Source organism: Methylobacterium currus, from assembly GCF_003058325.1.
Classification (GTDB): domain Bacteria; phylum Pseudomonadota; class Alphaproteobacteria; order Rhizobiales; family Beijerinckiaceae; genus Methylobacterium; species Methylobacterium currus.
On record NZ_CP028843.1, the window covers coordinates 3,778,423 to 3,794,453 of the forward strand.

Below are 16,031 nucleotides of genomic sequence, written 5' to 3' on the forward strand. Positions count from 1 at the left end.
TTGTCACCAAGACCTGACGGAGAGGCCGGGCGCGCGGCGTTCGGGCCCGGGACCCGTCATGTAACCGTCTCATCGGCCGACGGGTAGACCCCACGGCGCCGCAAGGGGATGCGTCGGCCGCAGGCATGCGGAGACTTGTCCGTCGACGTGAGCGGCGCCCCCGGGCGCGGCGTCTCGGGGGCGCCGGTGGCGTTATTCCTTCACCGCCCCGGTCATGGCCGAGACGTAGTGCTCGACGAAGAACGAGTACAGGATCACCAGCGGTAGCGAGCCGACCAGGGCGCCCGCCATCAGCGAGCCCCAGCGATAGATGTCGCCGTCGACGAACTCGCTCACCACCGCCACCGGCACGGTCTTGTTCTGGGTCGAGGACAGGAAGGTGAGGGCGTAGATGAACTCGTTCCAGCACAGGGTGAGCGAGAAGATGCCGGCCGAGATCAGTCCCGGCACCGCCAGCGGCAGGATGATCTTGAGCAGGATCTGCCAGCGGCTCGCCCCGTCGATGAGCGCGCATTCCTCCAGCTCGTAGGGGATGGTCTTGAAGTACCCCATCAGGAGCCAGGTCGAGAACGGGATCAGGATGGTGGGGTAGACCAGCACCAGGGCGAAGGGCGAATCGTAGAGCCCGTAGGCCTGGATGATGGTGGCGAGCGGGATGAACAGGATCGAGGGCGGCACCAGGTAGGCGAGGAAGATCGCCGCGCCGACCGCGACCGCGCCCTTGTAGCGGATCCGCACGATCGCGTAGGCCGCGAGCACGCTGGCGAACAGCGACAGCACGGTGGCGGCCACCGAGATCATCATCGTGTTCCAGAGCCACAGGGGATAGTTGGTCTGGAACAGGAGCTTCGAGATGTGCTTGAGCGTCGGAGAGACCACCCAGAACGGGTTGTAGGTCTCCATGTCGATGAGCTGGTCGTCCGGTTTGATGGCGGTCAAGGCCATCCAGTAGAACGGGAAGAGCAGCACCACCAGGATGACGAAGAGCGGCAGGTAGACCGTGACGACGCGCTTCGGCAGCGTGTCGAGATAGGCCATGCCTTCGCTGTTGTCGGGGGTGTCGGCGGTCGTGGTCGCGGCCATTGTTGATGTTTCCTTCTCAGCCGGTCTGCCACTTGCGGTTCTGGAGGCCGAACCACGAGATCCCGATGGCGAAGATCAGGAACGGTACCATCGCGGTGGCGATCGCCGCGCCCTCGCCGAGATTCCCCGAGAGGATACCGCGCTGGTAGGACAGGGTCGCCATCAGGTGGGTGGAGTTGACGGGGCCGCCGCGGGTCATCGCCCAGATCAGCTGGAAGTCGGTGAAGGTGAACAGCACCGAGAAGGTCATCACCACGGCGATGATCGGGGTGAGCAGCGGCAGGGTGATGTGGCGGAAATTCTGCCACGGCGTGGCGCCGTCGATCGTCGCCGCCTCGTAGAGCGAGGGCGACACGGTCTGGAGGCCGGCCAGCAGCGTGATGGCGATGAACGGCACGCCGCGCCAGATATTGGCGAAGGTCACGCAGATCCGCGCCATCGTCGGATCGCCCAGGAAGTCGATGTTGCGGTCGAGCAGGCCGAGATGGCGCAGCGACCACGAGATGATCGAGAACTGGCTGTCGAAGATCCACCAGAACGCCAGCGCCGAGAGCACCGTCGGCACGACGAAGGGGATCAGCACGATCGAGCGGATCAGCGCCTTGAACGGCAGCCGCTTGTTGAGGAGCAGCGCCAGGTAGAGGCCGATGCCGAACTTCGCCACCGAGGCGAAGCCCGTATAAAGCAGCGTGTTGAACACCGAGAGCCAGAAGACGCTGTCGTCCCACAGCCACTCGTAGTTCTCGAGGCCGACGAAGTTGCCGCCGCGCCCGATCCGGGTGTCGGTGAGCGAGAGCCAGATGCCCTTGCCGAGGGGATAGGCCAGGAACAGCAGCAGGATCGCGGCTGCCGGCAGCATGAACCAGAAGCCCAGCCAGCCGCGGCTGGTCCGCAGCCGGCTCCAGGCCGAACCGGTCGTGGGCGCCGCCGCGGCGGGGCGGGCGAGGGCGATGTCGGCCACGGGGAGCCTCCTCCGGGTGTTTTGTTGTGTTGAGAGCCCATCCCGAGAGGGGAGGGCATTGTGCGGGGATGTCCCCTGATCCGACAAACTCACGCAGAGCCAAAGAAAGCGCGGGCTTCTCCTTTCCCGCCGTCGGGGAGAGGAGAAGCCGGAGCAAGGGCGAGGGGGTCTCGACGGGTGAGACTCCTCCGGAAGCACCCCCTCACCCTCGGCTGCCGCCTCGCTGCATCCCCTGACCGGGAGTGGGACCTTCGATCCCCAGGCCCTCTCCCCGCCCGCGGGGAGAGGGGGATGCACACGACCGTCAGGCCGACCGGAAGATCCGCTGCGCCTGCCTCTCGGCCGTCCGGATCGCGCTCTTCAGGTCCTCGCGGCCGGTGCAGTAGGAGGCGAACATGTCGACGACGACGAAGTCGGCAAGGACGGCGGCCACCTTCTCGCTCACCGGGGCGAGGCCGCCGGCGGCGAGCGTCCGGGTCGAGGCCTCGCCGAAGACCTTGTTCTTCGGGTCGGCGGTCCAGATCGGGTTGTTGGCGTAGGCCTTGAGCGGGTGGCAGAGATAGCCCTGCGACGCCTCGAGCCAGGCATTGTAGTTCTGGGCCTCGAGCGCGAAGGCCATGAAGGCCTTACAGGCGTTCGGCGCCTTGGTGTAGGTGTAGGCCAGGATCGGGAAGGCGAGCTGGAACTCGGTCGGCTTGCCGGACTTGCCGACCGGATAGGCGGCGTGATCCATGTCCGCCGCGATGTCCTTCTTCTCGTTCTTCGCCGCGGCGTAGATCGAGATGCCGTTGTTGGTGAGATAGAGGTCGCCCGACAGGAACGCCTTGTTGTTCGACGAGTCGTTCCACGACACCGTACCGGGCACGAAGGTCTCGTAGAGCGCCTTGACGTATTCGAGCGCCTTGGCGGTCTCCGGCGAGTTGATGACGATCTTCTCGTTGGCGTCGACCAGGTAGGCGTCGTGCGACCACAGAGCCCAGTGGATCCACGAATTGGCGTCGCCGGTGGCGTGGCCGAGGGCGAAGCCGGCCGGCGTGTTGTTCTTCTTCATCGCCTTGCACAGCTCCAGGAAGCCGGCATGGTCGTCCGGGAACTTCGTGAACCCGGCCTTATTCATGGCCGAGATGCGATAGTTGAGGTAACCGCCGTTGAACGCCATCGGGATGGCGATCCACTTGCCCTTGACCTTGCCGTAAGCCTCGGCCGCGGGCAGCCAGCCGCCGTACTTCTTGCCGAGGTAGTCGGCGACGTCGCCGACCTCGATGCATTTCGACGGGAACAGGGCCGGGAAGGAGTAGAGGCCCCACACCATGTCCGGGCCCTGCCCGGTATTGGCCGCCACCGAGGCCTTGGGTTGGATGTCGTCGAACGATTCGCTGGTGACGCTCACCGGCACGCCGGTCGCCTTGGTGAAGGCGTCGACGAGGCGCATGAAGGCCTCGTCCTCGGAGGGGATGAAGCGCTTCCAGCGCAGCAGCTTCAGCGAGGCGCCCTGTTCGGGCTTCCACTGGTTCTCCTGCGCCCAGGCGCGGGCGAAGCCCTCCAGGCCGGCCGCGGAGGCGAGGCCGAGGGCGGCACCCCCCTTGAGGATTTGGCGACGATCGAAGGCTGACATCGTGGCGTCTCTCCCGGGATGATCGTGTAATGTTGGTGAAGTGCGGCTGGCGGCGGGATGGCGTCCCGCTCCGCCGGCCGGTGTCGCGTCGTCAGTTCAGCCGACGGCCGTTCTCGGCGTCGAACAGGTGGACGAGGCCGGGATCCGCCGTGATGTTGATCCGTTCGCCCGGGCCGGCGCCGATCCGGTCTCGGAACACGCAGGCGATGTCGCGGGCGACCTCCTTGGAGATGTCCTGGGCCCCGCCGCCCGGTGGGCGCACCAGCACCATGGTCTCGGAACCGGTCGGCTCCACCACCGCCACTTCCACCGGTACGCCGCCCTCGGAGAGGCGGACATGCTCCGGCCGCAGCCCGTAGACCGCCGGCATGCCGTCGGCGGGGCGCGCGCCGCGGGTCGGCAGCGGCAGGGTCAGGCCGCTGTCGCTGCGGAACGAATCGCCCGCCACCTTCCCCTTCAGGAAATTCATCGCCGGCGAGCCGATGAAGCCGGCGACGAACATGTTGTCGGGCCGGTCGTAGAGATCGAGCGGCGCGCCGATCTGCTCGACCACGCCGTCATGCATCACCACGATCTTGTCGGCCATGGTCATGGCCTCGATCTGGTCGTGGGTGACGTAGACCGTGGTGGTGCGCAGTCGCTGGTGCAATTCCTTGATCTCGGCCCGCATCGCCACGCGCAGCTTGGCGTCGAGGTTCGACAGGGGCTCGTCGAACAGGAAGACCTGTGGGTCGCGCACGATCGCCCGCCCCATCGCGACGCGCTGGCGCTGGCCGCCGGAGAGCTGGCGCGGATAACGGTCGAGGAGCTTTTCCAGGCCGAGGATCGCCGCGGCGCGGCCGACCCGGCTCTCGATCTCCTCCTTGGCGGCCTTCCGCAGCTTCAGCGAGAAGGCCATGTTGTCCTTCACCGTCATGTGCGGGTAGAGCGCGTAGTTCTGGAACACCATGGCGATGTCGCGCTCCTTGGGCGGCACCGCGTTGACGACGCGCGAGCCGATCCGGATCTCGCCCGCCGTGATGTTCTCCAGGCCCGCGATCATGCGCAGAAGGGTCGACTTCCCGCAGCCCGACGGGCCGACCAGAATGACGAATTCCCCGTCCTGAATGTCGATCGAGACGCCGTGCAGGATCGGGGTGGCCCCGAACGATTTGCGCACGTTCCTGATTTCCAGCCCGGCCATCGGCTCCTCGTGGTCGTGTCTATTCAGTAGGGGGTCGCGCGCGACGCGCGAACCGGAACGGCAGCGCTGCCACAGGCAGACGACGAACACACGACAGGCGGGCCCTCAGTCGGGCGTCTGGCGCTCATCTGGGTTGTTTCCTCGACCCGTAAGAACGGGGCGGCCTGGCTTGCCGCCTCTCGTGTTGGCGGCCATCATCGGGCGCGCGGGGCGCAAGATCAAGCGCCCTCGCCATGCGTCCATCGTCGGATGCGCGGGAAACGACCGGGAGACGGGCTTGAAGTCCACAGACGTGCTGATCATGCGGCCGATGATGCCGCTGGTGACCGACAGCCTGGAGAGGCTCTTCACCCTCCATCGCGGCGACAAGGCCGAGGACAAGGAGCGCTTCCTGGACGAGGTCGGGCCCAAGATCCGCGGCATGGCGGCGAGCCATGTCCACGTGAACGATGCGCTGCTCGACCGGCTGCCGAAGCTCGAGATCGTCGCCAATTTCGGCGTCGGCTACGACACGATCGACGCGGCGGCCTGCGGCCGGCGCGGCGTGATGGTGACGAATACGCCCGACGTGCTGACCGACGAGGTGGCGGACCTCGCCGTCGGCCTGCTGCTCGCCACCGTGCGGCAGATCCCGCAGGTCGACCGCTACCTGCGCCAGGGCAAGTGGCTGGAGAAGCCCTATCCGCTCACCGGCACCTTGCGCGGGCGCAAGGTCGGCATCCTGGGGCTCGGCCGCATCGGCCGGGCGATCGCCCACCGCCTCGTCGCCTTCGGCCTGCCGATCGCCTATCATGGCCGAACCAGGCAGGCGGACGTCCCTTACGAATACTTCCCCTCGCTCCTCGAGATGGCGAAGGCCTGCGACGTGCTGATGGTGGTCGCACCCGGCGGCCCCGAGACGAAGAACATGATCGGCCGCGAGGTGCTGGAGGCCCTGGGTCCGGAGGGCGTGCTGATCAACGTCGCCCGCGGCACGCTGGTGGATGAAGACGCGCTGGCCGCGGCGCTCGCCGACGGCACGATCCAGAGTGCCGGCCTCGACGTGTTCGCCGAGGAGCCGAAGGTCCCCGCGGCCCTGATCGCGCAGGAGCATGCGGTCTTGCTGCCGCATGTCGGCTCCGCGTCGCACCACACGCGCAACGCAATGGGGCAGCTCGTCGTTGATAACCTGACCTCCTGGTTCCAGGGCAAGGGTCCGGTGACGCCCGTGGCCGAGACCCCCTGGAAGGCCTGACCTTCGAGAGCCACGTCCATGCGCCTGCGCCGTCTCCTGCCCGTCCTCGGTCTCCTCGCCTGGACGGGAGGCGCGGCGGCGCAGGAGGCGGGCACGGCCCGGGATACCGCCGGGCCGTGGGAGCTCGCCCTCGAGGGCAGCTTCCGCCGCTGCGGCCTGATGCTGGCCGCCGAGCCCGGCCCGGTCGGCCAGGCCCTGCGCTTCCCGGCCGGCTGCCGGCGGGCGCTCCCGGTGGTCAACGGGATCGCCGGCTGGCGCTTCGAGGGCGGCCTGATCCAGCTCCTCGACCGGGAGGGCCAGCCGGTGCTGGCCTTCGCGGGCCCGGACGGCGAGGGCATCCGCAGCGCGGAAAGCGGCAGCGGCGAGCGCTACAGCCTGGCTCAGGCCGGGGCACGACCCGCTGCCCCCGAGACGCCGCTTGTGACGCAGGCGGCGCTCTCGACCCTCCCGTCGGCGCGCGAGGCGTCACGCGACAGCTGGGCCGGCGCCCCCGCGACCGCGGCGGCGGTCACCGGCCTCTATACCCTCGACCGCTTCGTCGAGAAGGATGTCTGCCGGGTCATGCTGAGGGCCGACGCCGCCCAGGTGCAGGAGGGCTGCCGCGACCCGGGCCTCGCCCTGTTCGATCCCACCGCCTGGCACTACGAGGCCGGCCGCCTCACCCTGGTCGCGCGGCGCGGCCACAGCGTCGAGCTGATCCCGGTGGGGGAGGGGCGCTGGCGCCGCGACCCGGAGATCGGGACGACCTTCGTGCTGCGGCGGGTGGAGCCGTGAGGGGGAGGGCGGTTCCGGAATCCTCGAATCCGGCTCCGGGCGACGCCGTCAGCGGATGGACGCCCTGGCTTCATCGCGGGTGGCGAGGGCATCCAGGACGGCTTCGGGGTGGCGGTGCGTGGTCGAGGTCACGACCGTAGCATCGGGCTTCGACTTGCCTGCTCCCGGTTCTCGGCTGTCGCTTCCTCCGACCTGAACCACAGCGCGAACCGACTCTGCGAGAGAGGGAGGGCGTGTCCCGCGGACCGGACGGGGATCGCGTCCCGTGCGACCGGGCCGTCGCTGCCGGCGTGATCGACGACGAGGCTGATCGTGCGGACGTCATGCTGCGATCCTGTCGACGGATCGCTTGCGGGATCCGGCCAGACGTCCCCGTGTCAGGGGGCAGCCGTCGCCGACCGGGTCCTTGCCAGGGCACGGCCTGCCGTCGGACAACCGGGGAGACCCGCGACAGCGACCGGATGATCCCATGCAGGCCTACCGCACCCTCGAAGCCACCTTCGCCCGCATCAGCGCCCTCGAGGACGCCTCCGGCATCCTCGGCTGGGACGCCCAGACGCTGATGCCGGACGGGGCGGCCGAGGGGCGGGGCGACCAGATCGCGGTGCTGCGCGGCCTCGCCCACGACCTCCTGACCGATCCCGGCACCGCCGACCGGCTCGCGGCGGCCGCCGACGAGGACGGCGTCGACGACTGGCAGCAGGCGAACCTCGCCGAGATGCGCCGGGCCTACACCCACGCCGCGGCGGTGCCGCGCGACCTCGTCGAGGCGAATTCACGGGCGGTGTCCCGGGCGGAGATGACCTGGCGCGAGGCCCGCCGCACCAGCGATTTCGCGCTGCTGCGGCCCGACCTCGCCGAAGTCCTGCGGCTCCAGCGCGAGATCGGCCGGGCGAAGGGCGAGGCGTTGGGTCTCTCCCCCTACGACGCCCTTCTCGACAGCTACGATCCGGGCCTGCGCCAGGCGGCGATCGACCCCCTCTTCGCGGTGCTGGAGGCCGAGCTGCCGGGCCTGATCGCCGAGGCGCGGGCGCGCCAGGCGGCGGGGGGCCCGGCCCCGGTGCCGGAGGGGCCGTTCCCGGTCGAGACCCAGCGCCAGGTCGGCCTCGCCCTGATGCGGGCGGCGGGGTTCGACTTCACCAGGGGCCGGCTCGACGTCAGCCTGCACCCGTTCTGCGGCGGCGCCACCGACGACGTGCGCATCACCACCCGGTACGACGAGGCCGATTTCGCCCGCGCCCTGATGGGCGTGCTGCACGAGACCGGCCACGCCCTCTACGAGCAGGGCCGCCCCGCCGCCTGGCGCCGCCAGCCGGTCGGCGCCGCCCGCGGCATGAGCCTGCACGAGAGCCAGTCGCTCACCCTGGAGATGCAGGCCGGCCGCAGCCGCGAGTTCGTCGCCTATCTGGCGCCCTTGGTACGGGAGGCCTTCGGCGGCACCGGCCCGGCCTGGGAGGCCGATTCCCTCTACCGGAACTACACCCGGGTCGCACCGGGCTTCATCCGGGTCGATGCCGACGAATGCACCTATCCGGCCCATATCCTGCTGCGCACCCGGCTGGAACGGGCGCTGATCGCCGGGGAGATGGAGATCGGCGACCTGCCGGGCGCCTTCAACGAGGGGATGCACCGGCTCCTCGGGCTCACCGTGCCGGACGATGCCCAGGGCTGCCTGCAGGATATCCACTGGCCCGGCGGCGCCTGGGGCTACTTCCCGACCTACACGCTCGGCGCGATGATGGCGGCCCAGCTCTTCGACGCCGCCTGCCGGGCCGAGCCGGACCTGCGCCCCGGCCTGGCGCGGGGCGATTTCGCGCCGCTGGTCGGCTGGCTGCGGGCGAACGTGCATGGCAAGGGCAGCGCGCTCGGGACGCAGGAGATCCTCACGGCGGCGACCGGGCGGCCGCTCTCGGCCGAGATCTTCCTCGGCCATCTGCGCCGGCGTTACCTGGAGGCGTGACCGGCCCCGCCCGTCGCCGATCGGCCTGCCTCCGTGGGTCTTGGCCCATGGAGCGGAGTCGCGCGATGAATCATCGCGCATTCGGCCGATTCAAGGCTGGATGTCATCTCATGATCATAAAGACACGACGAGGATAGTTGGGCGGTTAAATCTAAGGCTGCGTCAGCTTCCGTCGTCCTATGGATGCATCGTCAGATCGCCTGTTGGTGCATCCCATGCCCTTCACCCTGGGCAAGAAGCTCGGCCTCGTCGTCGGGTTGCCGATCCTGGTCGCCGCCGGCATCGCCGCCTTCGCGATCTCCCTCTCGCAGAACGAGCAGGGCCGCGCGGGCGCCGTCGAGGCGGCCTGGGAGGCAGCGCTCCGCACGCGCATCCTCGCGCAGGGCATCGAGCACGTGGTGGTGACGGTGCAGGCCCTGGGGGCGGCCGAGGACGCCGCCGAGGCCAGGCAGCGGTTCCGGGGCCTTGCGGGCGGCGCTCGACGCTGTGGAGGCCGAGCGCCCGGCCTTCTTCGCCGCGCTCGCGCCCTCTCTCGACGAGGGCGAGGCGCGGACGCTCTCGCTGACCCTTCGGGAATTCCTCGCCTACCAGCGCGACACGGCGGAGCTCGGCCGGACGCTGTCGCCGAAGGCGGCGCAGATCCAGGCCGCCGACCCGGCGACGATCGCGAGCCGCCAGCGGATGGTGGCCCGGATCCTCGAACTCGGCGACGCGGTGCTCGCGCGGCTCCAGGAGCGGCGCGGGAGCGTGGCCCGTGCGCGGCGCCGGGAGGCGGCCCTGGTCGCGGTGCCGGCCCTCGGCCTCGTCGTCGCCGTTGCGGGTGCGGTCCGGGTAAGCCTGACGCAGGTGCAGCACCCGCTCCAGGCCTTGCGCCGCACGATGCAGTCCCTCACCGCAGGCGATCTCGCGGTCGCGGTGCCGAGCAGACCAACCTCCTGGCGCTGAACGCCGCGACCGAGGCGGCCCGGGCCGGGACGGCGGGACGCGGCTTCGCGGTGGTGGCCGCCGAGGTCAAGGCGCTCGCCGGCCAGACGGCGGTGGCGACCGACCGGATCGCCGCCCGGATCGCCGCGATCCAGGGCGCGACCCGACACACCGCCGAGGAGATCGGCGCGATCATCGACGCGGTGGCGGAGACGAACCGCCTCGCTGGCGAGCGCCGCGCAATCGGATCAGGTCCGGGCCGTGGCCGGACTCCTGGCGCAGAACTCGGCCCTGCTGGCCGAATCGGTGACGGCGTTCCTCGGCGAGGTGCGGGCGGCGTGAGGACTGGCCCGTCATACCTACGCACCTTCGCATCGACGTGTCGATGCGAAGGTGTCCGGCGCATCAGCGCCGGCGCCCGTTCGAAGGCGCGGCGGTATCAGTTCCCCCTTGAGCCGCCGATGGCCTCGCAGGCCTGCGCGACGCCGTTCTCCGACCGCACCAGCATCTGCACCTCGCGGCAGGCCCTCGCCACCCTGCCTGAGCCCAGCAGGCCGTCGATCACCCGCCGCGCCCGCCGTGCGGTGAAGCGCCAGCGCCAAAGCGAGGCGCCGACTCCGAGACGCGCCACCCGCTGGGCCTCGTCGGCATGATCGAAGGCCACCGGGACGATCAGCTGCGGGCAGCCCGCCGCCAGGGCCTGCGCCACGGTGCCGACCCCGCCATGATGGATCAGCGCCGCGCAGGACGGCAGCAGCCGGCTCAGCGGCGCGTAGGCGGCGTGACACAGGCCGGGCGGCAGGTCGCGCGGGATCTCGTCGGCCCGGCCGGAAAGCAGGATCCCGCGTCGCCCCGACAGCCGGCACAGCGCGACCGCGGTGGCGAAGAACGGCTGGGCGCCGGCCATCGCCGAGCCATAGGTGAAGACGAGAGGCGCCGGCCCGGCCTGCAGGAAGGCCCCGAGGTCGGGCGCCAGGCCGGCGTCGTCGCCGTAGGTGTCGGCCAGAGGGAAGCCGATCTGGGTGATCTGCGCCGGCCAGTCGGCCTGTGGCGGAGCATACCAGTCCGGCACCGCGAGCAGGACCTGTTCGGGGCTATGCCACCAATGCCGCAGGCGCTTGACCGGGGCGAGGCCGAGCCCGGCCCGGAAGGCGTTGAGCGGCGGCAGGGCGGCCGGATCGAGGACGAACCGGTCCGCGCCGCGGCCGAGATCGTGGCGCAGGCGGGCCGGCACGAGACGGGGCAGGGGCAGGCCCGGCAGCCGTGGCGGTGCGAAGCGGCTCTCGACCAGCATCGGCATCATGTGGAGGGTCGTCAGCGACAGGCCGAGGCGCTCCTGCGCCACCCGCGCCCCGAGCGCCAGGGTGGAGGCGACCACCCGGTCGAGGCCGGGCCGCGCCTCGGCTTCGAGCCAGCGATAGGTCGGCTCGACCGCCTCCACGACCGCTTCCAGCATCGCCCGGGCGCCGCGGACCGGGTGCCACAGGTCCGGCTGGCTCATCGCCCGGGCAAAATCGGCCTCGGTGCCGATGGGATGGAAGGAGAGACCTGCGCGGGCGGCGAGCGGCCGGAAATGCGCGGGCGCCGCGATCCGTACCGGGTGATTCCGCGCCTGCAGCGCCGCGCCCAGGGCGATGACCGGCAGCACGTCCCCGTGGGTGCCCAGAGCCGCGAGGAACACGCGCGGCGTCCTGTCATGCGAGGGAGCCGTCCCGCCATCGGCCGTTCGGCGAGACGGCACGAGCCACTCCTGTCTCTCGACGATGGTCATCCGCTCCTGCGCCTCGATGCTGCGCCTGACGGTCCGTGGTTCTCTGCGACGTTCGGCGCGTGAGAGGCCGAGCGACGATCAGATATTTCTATTCAGAGATAAGGTGCAGCATAAATTTTCGGCATCTTGCCAGAATACATGAGATAACACGAAAAATATTATTGAATGTTGGGTTTGTATATAAAGAAAGATATCGCCGGTACAATTTCATGCACATGGTGGCAGATGCAGTGATGCGAGCGCCCGGTCGGCGGGCGCAGGGCTTGCTGCTGCAGCGTCGCCGGTGAGGAGGCGGCAGGGCTGTCGGGATCGGCTCGCCGCAGGGCGGTTCGGGGCGAGGGCGAGATCCGCGCCCTGTCCATCCTCCGGACGGGCCTGTGCGAACGGGACAGGACGGCGTCCGCGTCGGCCTGGTCGGCGGGGAGGTCCCTGGACAATCCGGTCGGAGCCGTGCGTCGCAACGCCGATGCGGCCGGTCGTCGAGGGCTGCGGAGGATCGCTCGCGCGGTCGGGTTCGGCCGCGGCCTTAGGCGACCGGCGCTGAACGGTGACGGGTTCGGTGGCAAGGGCCCTGGGCGCCGGCACCTCGTGCCGCAGGCCGGGCGGCGTCGATGCCATCCTCCGGCCGCGACCCTGCGTCGATCGCCTCGATCCGGTATCGGGGTCGCCATGCGCATGAGGCGATGCGCGTGCCGGGTGGCCCGGCTGCGCGGTCCGGGCCTGTCCCGGCTTCGTCACGCCGTCCGGAGCGGTGACGGCGGGAGCTTTGGAGCGGGCAGGCCCTCAGGCCGCCGCGCGCAGTCCCGTCTCCTCCGGCCCGGCCACCCGCACCGGCTGGCCCGGGCGGGCGAGGAGCGTGCCGCCCTTCGGCACCTCGGACCAGCCGGTGCGCAGGCCGTCGATCGGCTCGGAGACGACCGCGAGGCCGGTGCCGGTCTCGCGCCAGTACAGGCTCGGCGGGCGGCCGTCGCAGGCCCAGCGATAGGCGGTGAGGGTCTCGCCGTCGGTGAGCACGGCGGTGAAGCGCAGGGGCTCGTCGATCCCCGCCTCGCGCATCAGGCCGCGGGCGGCCGACACGCTCGCCGCCATGGCGGCGACCGGGTCCTTGTCGAGGCCGTGCGCGAGAGCGAGGAGGAACAGGGCCTCCGAATCGGTGGTGCCCTGGCGCGACTCGTAGAGCCCGTCCGGGATCATCGCCTCCAGCCGCCGCCGGATGCGCGGATAGCCGCCGATCTGGCCGTTATGCATGAACAGGTGGCGGCCATGGGCGAAGGGGTGGCAGTTCGCCCGAGTGGTCGCGGTGCCCGTCGAGGCGCGGACATGGGCGAAGAAGGTGCGGGCGCGGATCTGCCGGGAGAGGCTGCGCAGGTTCTCGTCGGACCAGGCCGGCCGAACGTCACGGTAGAGGCCCGGCTCGGGTCGGTCGCCGTACCAGCCGATGCCGAAACCGTCGCCGTTGGTCTCGGTCTGGGCCTCCGCCGCGTGCAGTGACTGATGCACGAGGGAATGGGTCGGCGCGCAGACCAGCTCGTCGAGATAGACCGGATCGCCGTGGTAGGCGAGGAAGCGGCACATCGGCTCTTCACCTCCCGCGGCGGGTGCCGGTCCCGCCCCGGGCCGTGCCTCGTCCGCCGCCTTCATCGAACGGTAACATTCCGGCCGAGAGGGTGAACAGCTCGTTAATGCACCGCACCATGCACGAAAGTTCCTCTTATGCCCAACACGCATGCCCAAGGCGTGGGCAATGGCGTAAGGGAAGGGGGCGGCATGCGCATGGCGCATCGGTTGCCCCGGCGAGGGTAGACCTTTTGCCGGGATCAATGTCAGGATTGAGTCGTTGATGCTCACGCGAGCGTGTTCGCGTCGCTGAGTTGCGTCCTTGTTCCGGCACGCGTGTCACGCTGCGCCCGGTTTCCCGTCCCTTCGACCCCGCTCGTCCCCCCTGCATCGGCATCGGGGCTGTCGCGGCGATTCGGCGGGCGGCCGATCGGCTCCGCATCAATCCCGAGCACTCACGAGGACCCGGGAATCAACAAGACCCTCAAGACATAACAGGAGGCTTCATGGGCAGAGCAGCACCCACCGCGCCGATCGCCGTCGTGGTGGAGGACGATGAGTCCGTTCGGGATTTCGCCGCCGCGATCCTGGAGGAGACCGATCTCGACGTGATCGCCTGCGACAGCGCCGCCGACGCGCTGGCGGTGATGCGCGAGCACGGCTCCGAGGTCGCGCTGCTGTTCACGGAGATGCAGCTCTCCGGCGAGATCGACGGGGCCACCCTCGCCCGCACGGTGGAGCGGGACTGGCCCGACGTGCGCCTGGTGGTGACGTCGCGGCCGGGGGCGGCGCAGGCTGTGCCGGACCACGCCGTCTACATGCAGAAGCCCTGGCGGCCCCTCGACGTGCTGGTCGAGGCCGAACGCGCCGCCTCTGCCGCGGCTTGACGAACGACAAGAGCCCGCACGCCTCTCGGCGTCGGGCTCACGTCTGGTCGGGGGCCCCGCCGGGAGGAGGCGGGGTGCGGCAAGTCGCTGCTTAGGTCGCTTACGCGGAGGCGGCCGGAGTGGCAGCCGGGGCCGTGGAGGGGGCCAGGCCCGGACGGCGGGGAGCGCCGACGCGGGGCTTCGGCTTCGGCGCCGCGATCAGGCCCTCGCGGATGGCGGTCTTGCGGGCCTGCTTGCGGGCGCGGCGCACGGCTTCCGCCTTCTCGCGGGCCTTGCGCACCGACGGCTTCTCGTAAGCCTTGCGCTGCTTCATCTCGCGGAAGATGCCCTCGCGCTGCATCTTCTTCTTGAGGACGCGGAGAGCCTGATCGACGTTGTTGTCCCGAACGAGTACCTGCAAGGGTGTATGTCCTCTTGTCTAAATCCAGAATCGTGGCCGACCTTGCGCGGAACGCGCCCGGATGGCTGCCTGCCCGGCCAACCGAGACGCGCCCCAGGGTCCGGACCTGGAAAGGCCGGGAGGGGCTTAGGTCGCATCGCGGTCGCACCGGAGCCCGGCGCAAGCTGTCGGCGCACGGTATGCACCTGATCGGGGCCTTACACCACTCCGCCGCGACTTCCAACCGGGGAGTGGCTGCCTGACCGAAATTTGAGCGGCTGCGGGTCCGGAACGAGCCTCGCGCCGACGGGGCATCGGATCTAGGCCGGCGCCCGGACGGGTCAAGCGTTGGCCTGGATGAAGCTGCGCACCAGCGGGTAGGTCTGGCCCTCCCACTTGCGGCCGGAGAACACGCCGTAATGGCCGACGCCGGCCTGGAGATGGTGGCGCTTGCGGAACGGTTTGAGGCCCGTGCACAGATCCTGCGCCGCCACCGTCTGGCCGACGGAGCAGATGTCGTCGCGCTCGCCCTCCACCGTCATCAGGGCGGTCTTGCGGATCGCCCTCGTGTCGATCGGCGCACCGCGGAAGGTCAGCTTGTTCTGCGCCAGGGTCGCATCCTGGAACACGGTCTTGACCGTCTCGAGGTAGAACTCCGCCGCGAGGTCGAGCACGGCGAAATACTCGTCGTAGAAAGTCTCGATCTGCGCGGCCTTCGCTTGCGCCTCCTTGGCGGTCTCGCCCTCGGCGAGGTGCCAGTAGAGGTCGAGATGGCCGTGCATGTGGCGCGCGGCGTTCATCGACATGAAGGCCGCCACCTGCATGAAGCCCGGATAGACCCGCCGCCCCGCCCCGGCATGGCGGCGCGGCACGGTGGCGATCAGGTTGCGCTCGAACCAGTCGATCGGCCGCGAGGTGGCGAGTTCGTTGACCTTGGTCGGGTTGATCCTCGTATCGACCGGGCCGGCCATCAGGGTCATGCTCGCCGGATGCGCGGCGTTGCGGCTCTCGGCCATCACGGCGGCGGCGGCGAGCGCCTGCACGCAGGGCTGGCACACGGCGACGATGTGGGCACCCTCGCCGATCGCCTCCAGGAAGCGCACCAGGTGGGCGACGTAATCGTCGAAGCCGAAGCGGCCGGCGCCCAGCGGCACGTCGCGGGCATTGTGCCAGTCGGTGATGTAGACGTCGTGGTCGGTGAGCAGGGTGCGCACGGTGCCGCGCAGCAGCGTGCCGAAATGCCCTGACAGGGGCGCCACCACCAGCACCCGCGGCTGCTCGCTGACCAGGTCCTTGCGGAAGCGCAGGAGGGTGCCGAAGGGTGTCGAGAGCACCGGCTCCTCGGCCACCGGCACCGTGCGGTTGCCGATCCGCACCGCCTCGATCCCGTAGGAGGGCCGGGCATGGGTGAGGCCGGCCCGCATCATCATCCGGGCGGCGGCCGCGATCCAGGTCGCCGGCGCGCCGTAGCCTCCCTTCGTCCAGGGCGTGGTGCCCTCGTGGAGCGCCCGCCCCCAGGCGCGGGTGACGCTGGCTGCGTCCGACTGGACCTCGAAGGCATCGTAGAGCATCGGCCCGGGCTCTCCCTCACGGACACGCGCGGGGTGCGGCCCGCCGGCAAGCGTCGGTCACGGCGTCCTCCTCCCGCGACCGGGCTTCCCGCGACACGCGGCCGCCAAACCCCCGCTCGCGGGATGCGACCC

Annotated in this window: 14 protein-coding genes and 1 pseudogene; 6 read left to right on the forward strand and 9 right to left on the reverse strand. The window is 70.2% G+C overall.

From position 1 onward, the window contains the following. Positions 1-192 precede the first annotated feature (192 nt). From DA075_RS17620 to DA075_RS17635, 4 genes are all read right to left on the reverse strand, one after another. The gene (locus DA075_RS17620) at positions 193-1,083 is read right to left on the reverse strand and encodes a carbohydrate ABC transporter permease (RefSeq protein WP_099954316.1); all 891 of its coding nucleotides are present in this window, start codon (positions 1,081-1,083) and stop codon (positions 193-195) included. A 16-nt stretch (positions 1,084-1,099) separates the two neighbouring features. Beyond that, on the reverse strand, positions 1,100-2,044 hold the full coding sequence (locus tag DA075_RS17625) for a carbohydrate ABC transporter permease (protein WP_099954317.1): 945 nt from the start codon (positions 2,042-2,044) through the stop codon (positions 1,100-1,102). Positions 2,045-2,348: 304 nt separating this feature from the next. Further along, a complete protein-coding gene (locus tag DA075_RS17630; protein WP_099954318.1) occupies positions 2,349-3,659 on the reverse strand; it encodes an ABC transporter substrate-binding protein in 1,311 nt (436 codons plus the stop codon). 91 nt (positions 3,660-3,750) lie between these two features. Further along, a complete protein-coding gene (locus tag DA075_RS17635) occupies positions 3,751-4,842 on the reverse strand; it encodes an ABC transporter ATP-binding protein (RefSeq protein WP_099954319.1) in 1,092 nt (363 codons plus the stop codon). 277 nt (positions 4,843-5,119) lie between these two features. Between DA075_RS17635 and DA075_RS17640 the strand changes: the two genes are divergently transcribed. The 3 genes from DA075_RS17640 to DA075_RS17650 all read left to right on the forward strand — a co-directional run bounded on the left by DA075_RS17640 (position 5,120) and on the right by DA075_RS17650 (position 8,810). Then, a complete protein-coding gene (locus tag DA075_RS17640) occupies positions 5,120-6,076 on the forward strand; it encodes a 2-hydroxyacid dehydrogenase (RefSeq protein ID WP_174800099.1) in 957 nt (318 codons plus the stop codon). A gap of 18 nt (positions 6,077-6,094) precedes the next feature. Next, on the forward strand, positions 6,095-6,850 hold the full coding sequence (locus tag DA075_RS17645) for an AprI/Inh family metalloprotease inhibitor (RefSeq protein ID WP_099954320.1): 756 nt from the start codon (positions 6,095-6,097) through the stop codon (positions 6,848-6,850). A 469-nt stretch (positions 6,851-7,319) separates the two neighbouring features. Further along, the gene (locus DA075_RS17650) at positions 7,320-8,810 is read left to right on the forward strand and encodes a carboxypeptidase M32 (protein ID WP_099954321.1); all 1,491 of its coding nucleotides are present in this window, start codon (positions 7,320-7,322) and stop codon (positions 8,808-8,810) included. 191 nt (positions 8,811-9,001) lie between these two features. On the opposite strand, the gene DA075_RS36635 is transcribed toward DA075_RS17650, so the two are convergent. After that, positions 9,002-9,205, reverse strand: coding sequence for a hypothetical protein (locus tag DA075_RS36635; RefSeq protein WP_099954322.1), 204 nt, complete (start codon positions 9,203-9,205; stop codon positions 9,002-9,004). 70 nt (positions 9,206-9,275) lie between these two features. Here DA075_RS36635 and DA075_RS36640 point away from each other — a divergent pair, with 70 nt between their 5' ends. Together DA075_RS36640 and DA075_RS38540 are read left to right on the forward strand one after the other, a co-directional pair. Then, complete coding sequence (locus tag DA075_RS36640; protein ID WP_099954323.1) at positions 9,276-9,755, forward strand: hypothetical protein; 480 nt, start codon at positions 9,276-9,278, stop codon at positions 9,753-9,755. Next, positions 9,728-9,961, forward strand: a pseudogene (locus DA075_RS38540) (methyl-accepting chemotaxis protein); the annotation flags it as partial. The gene DA075_RS36640 and the pseudogene DA075_RS38540, both read left to right, overlap by 28 nt. 212 nt (positions 9,962-10,173) lie before the next feature. On the opposite strand, the gene DA075_RS17670 reads toward DA075_RS38540, so the two are convergent. Together DA075_RS17670 and DA075_RS17675 are read right to left on the reverse strand one after the other, a co-directional pair. Next, complete coding sequence (locus DA075_RS17670; RefSeq protein ID WP_244936180.1) at positions 10,174-11,415, reverse strand: glycosyltransferase; 1,242 nt, start codon at positions 11,413-11,415, stop codon at positions 10,174-10,176. 873 nt (positions 11,416-12,288) lie between these two features. Further along, positions 12,289-13,080: a class II glutamine amidotransferase gene (locus tag DA075_RS17675; RefSeq protein WP_099954325.1), complete on the reverse strand. Its 792-nt coding sequence runs from the start codon at positions 13,078-13,080 to the stop codon at positions 12,289-12,291. A 488-nt stretch (positions 13,081-13,568) separates the two neighbouring features. On the opposite strand from DA075_RS17675, the gene DA075_RS17680 reads away from it, so the two are divergent. Next, positions 13,569-13,949 (forward strand): response regulator, encoded by a 381-nt coding sequence (locus tag DA075_RS17680; RefSeq protein WP_099954326.1) that lies wholly within the window; start codon positions 13,569-13,571, stop codon positions 13,947-13,949. 100 nt (positions 13,950-14,049) lie between these two features. On the opposite strand, the gene rpsU is transcribed toward DA075_RS17680, so the two are convergent. Together rpsU and DA075_RS17690 are read right to left on the reverse strand one after the other, a co-directional pair. After that, complete coding sequence (gene rpsU / locus DA075_RS17685; protein WP_099954327.1) at positions 14,050-14,349, reverse strand: 30S ribosomal protein S21; 300 nt, start codon at positions 14,347-14,349, stop codon at positions 14,050-14,052. A 320-nt stretch (positions 14,350-14,669) separates the two neighbouring features. Further along, a complete protein-coding gene (locus tag DA075_RS17690) occupies positions 14,670-15,899 on the reverse strand; it encodes a polyhydroxyalkanoate depolymerase (RefSeq protein ID WP_099954328.1) in 1,230 nt (409 codons plus the stop codon). Between the last annotated feature and the right edge of the window lie 132 nt (positions 15,900-16,031).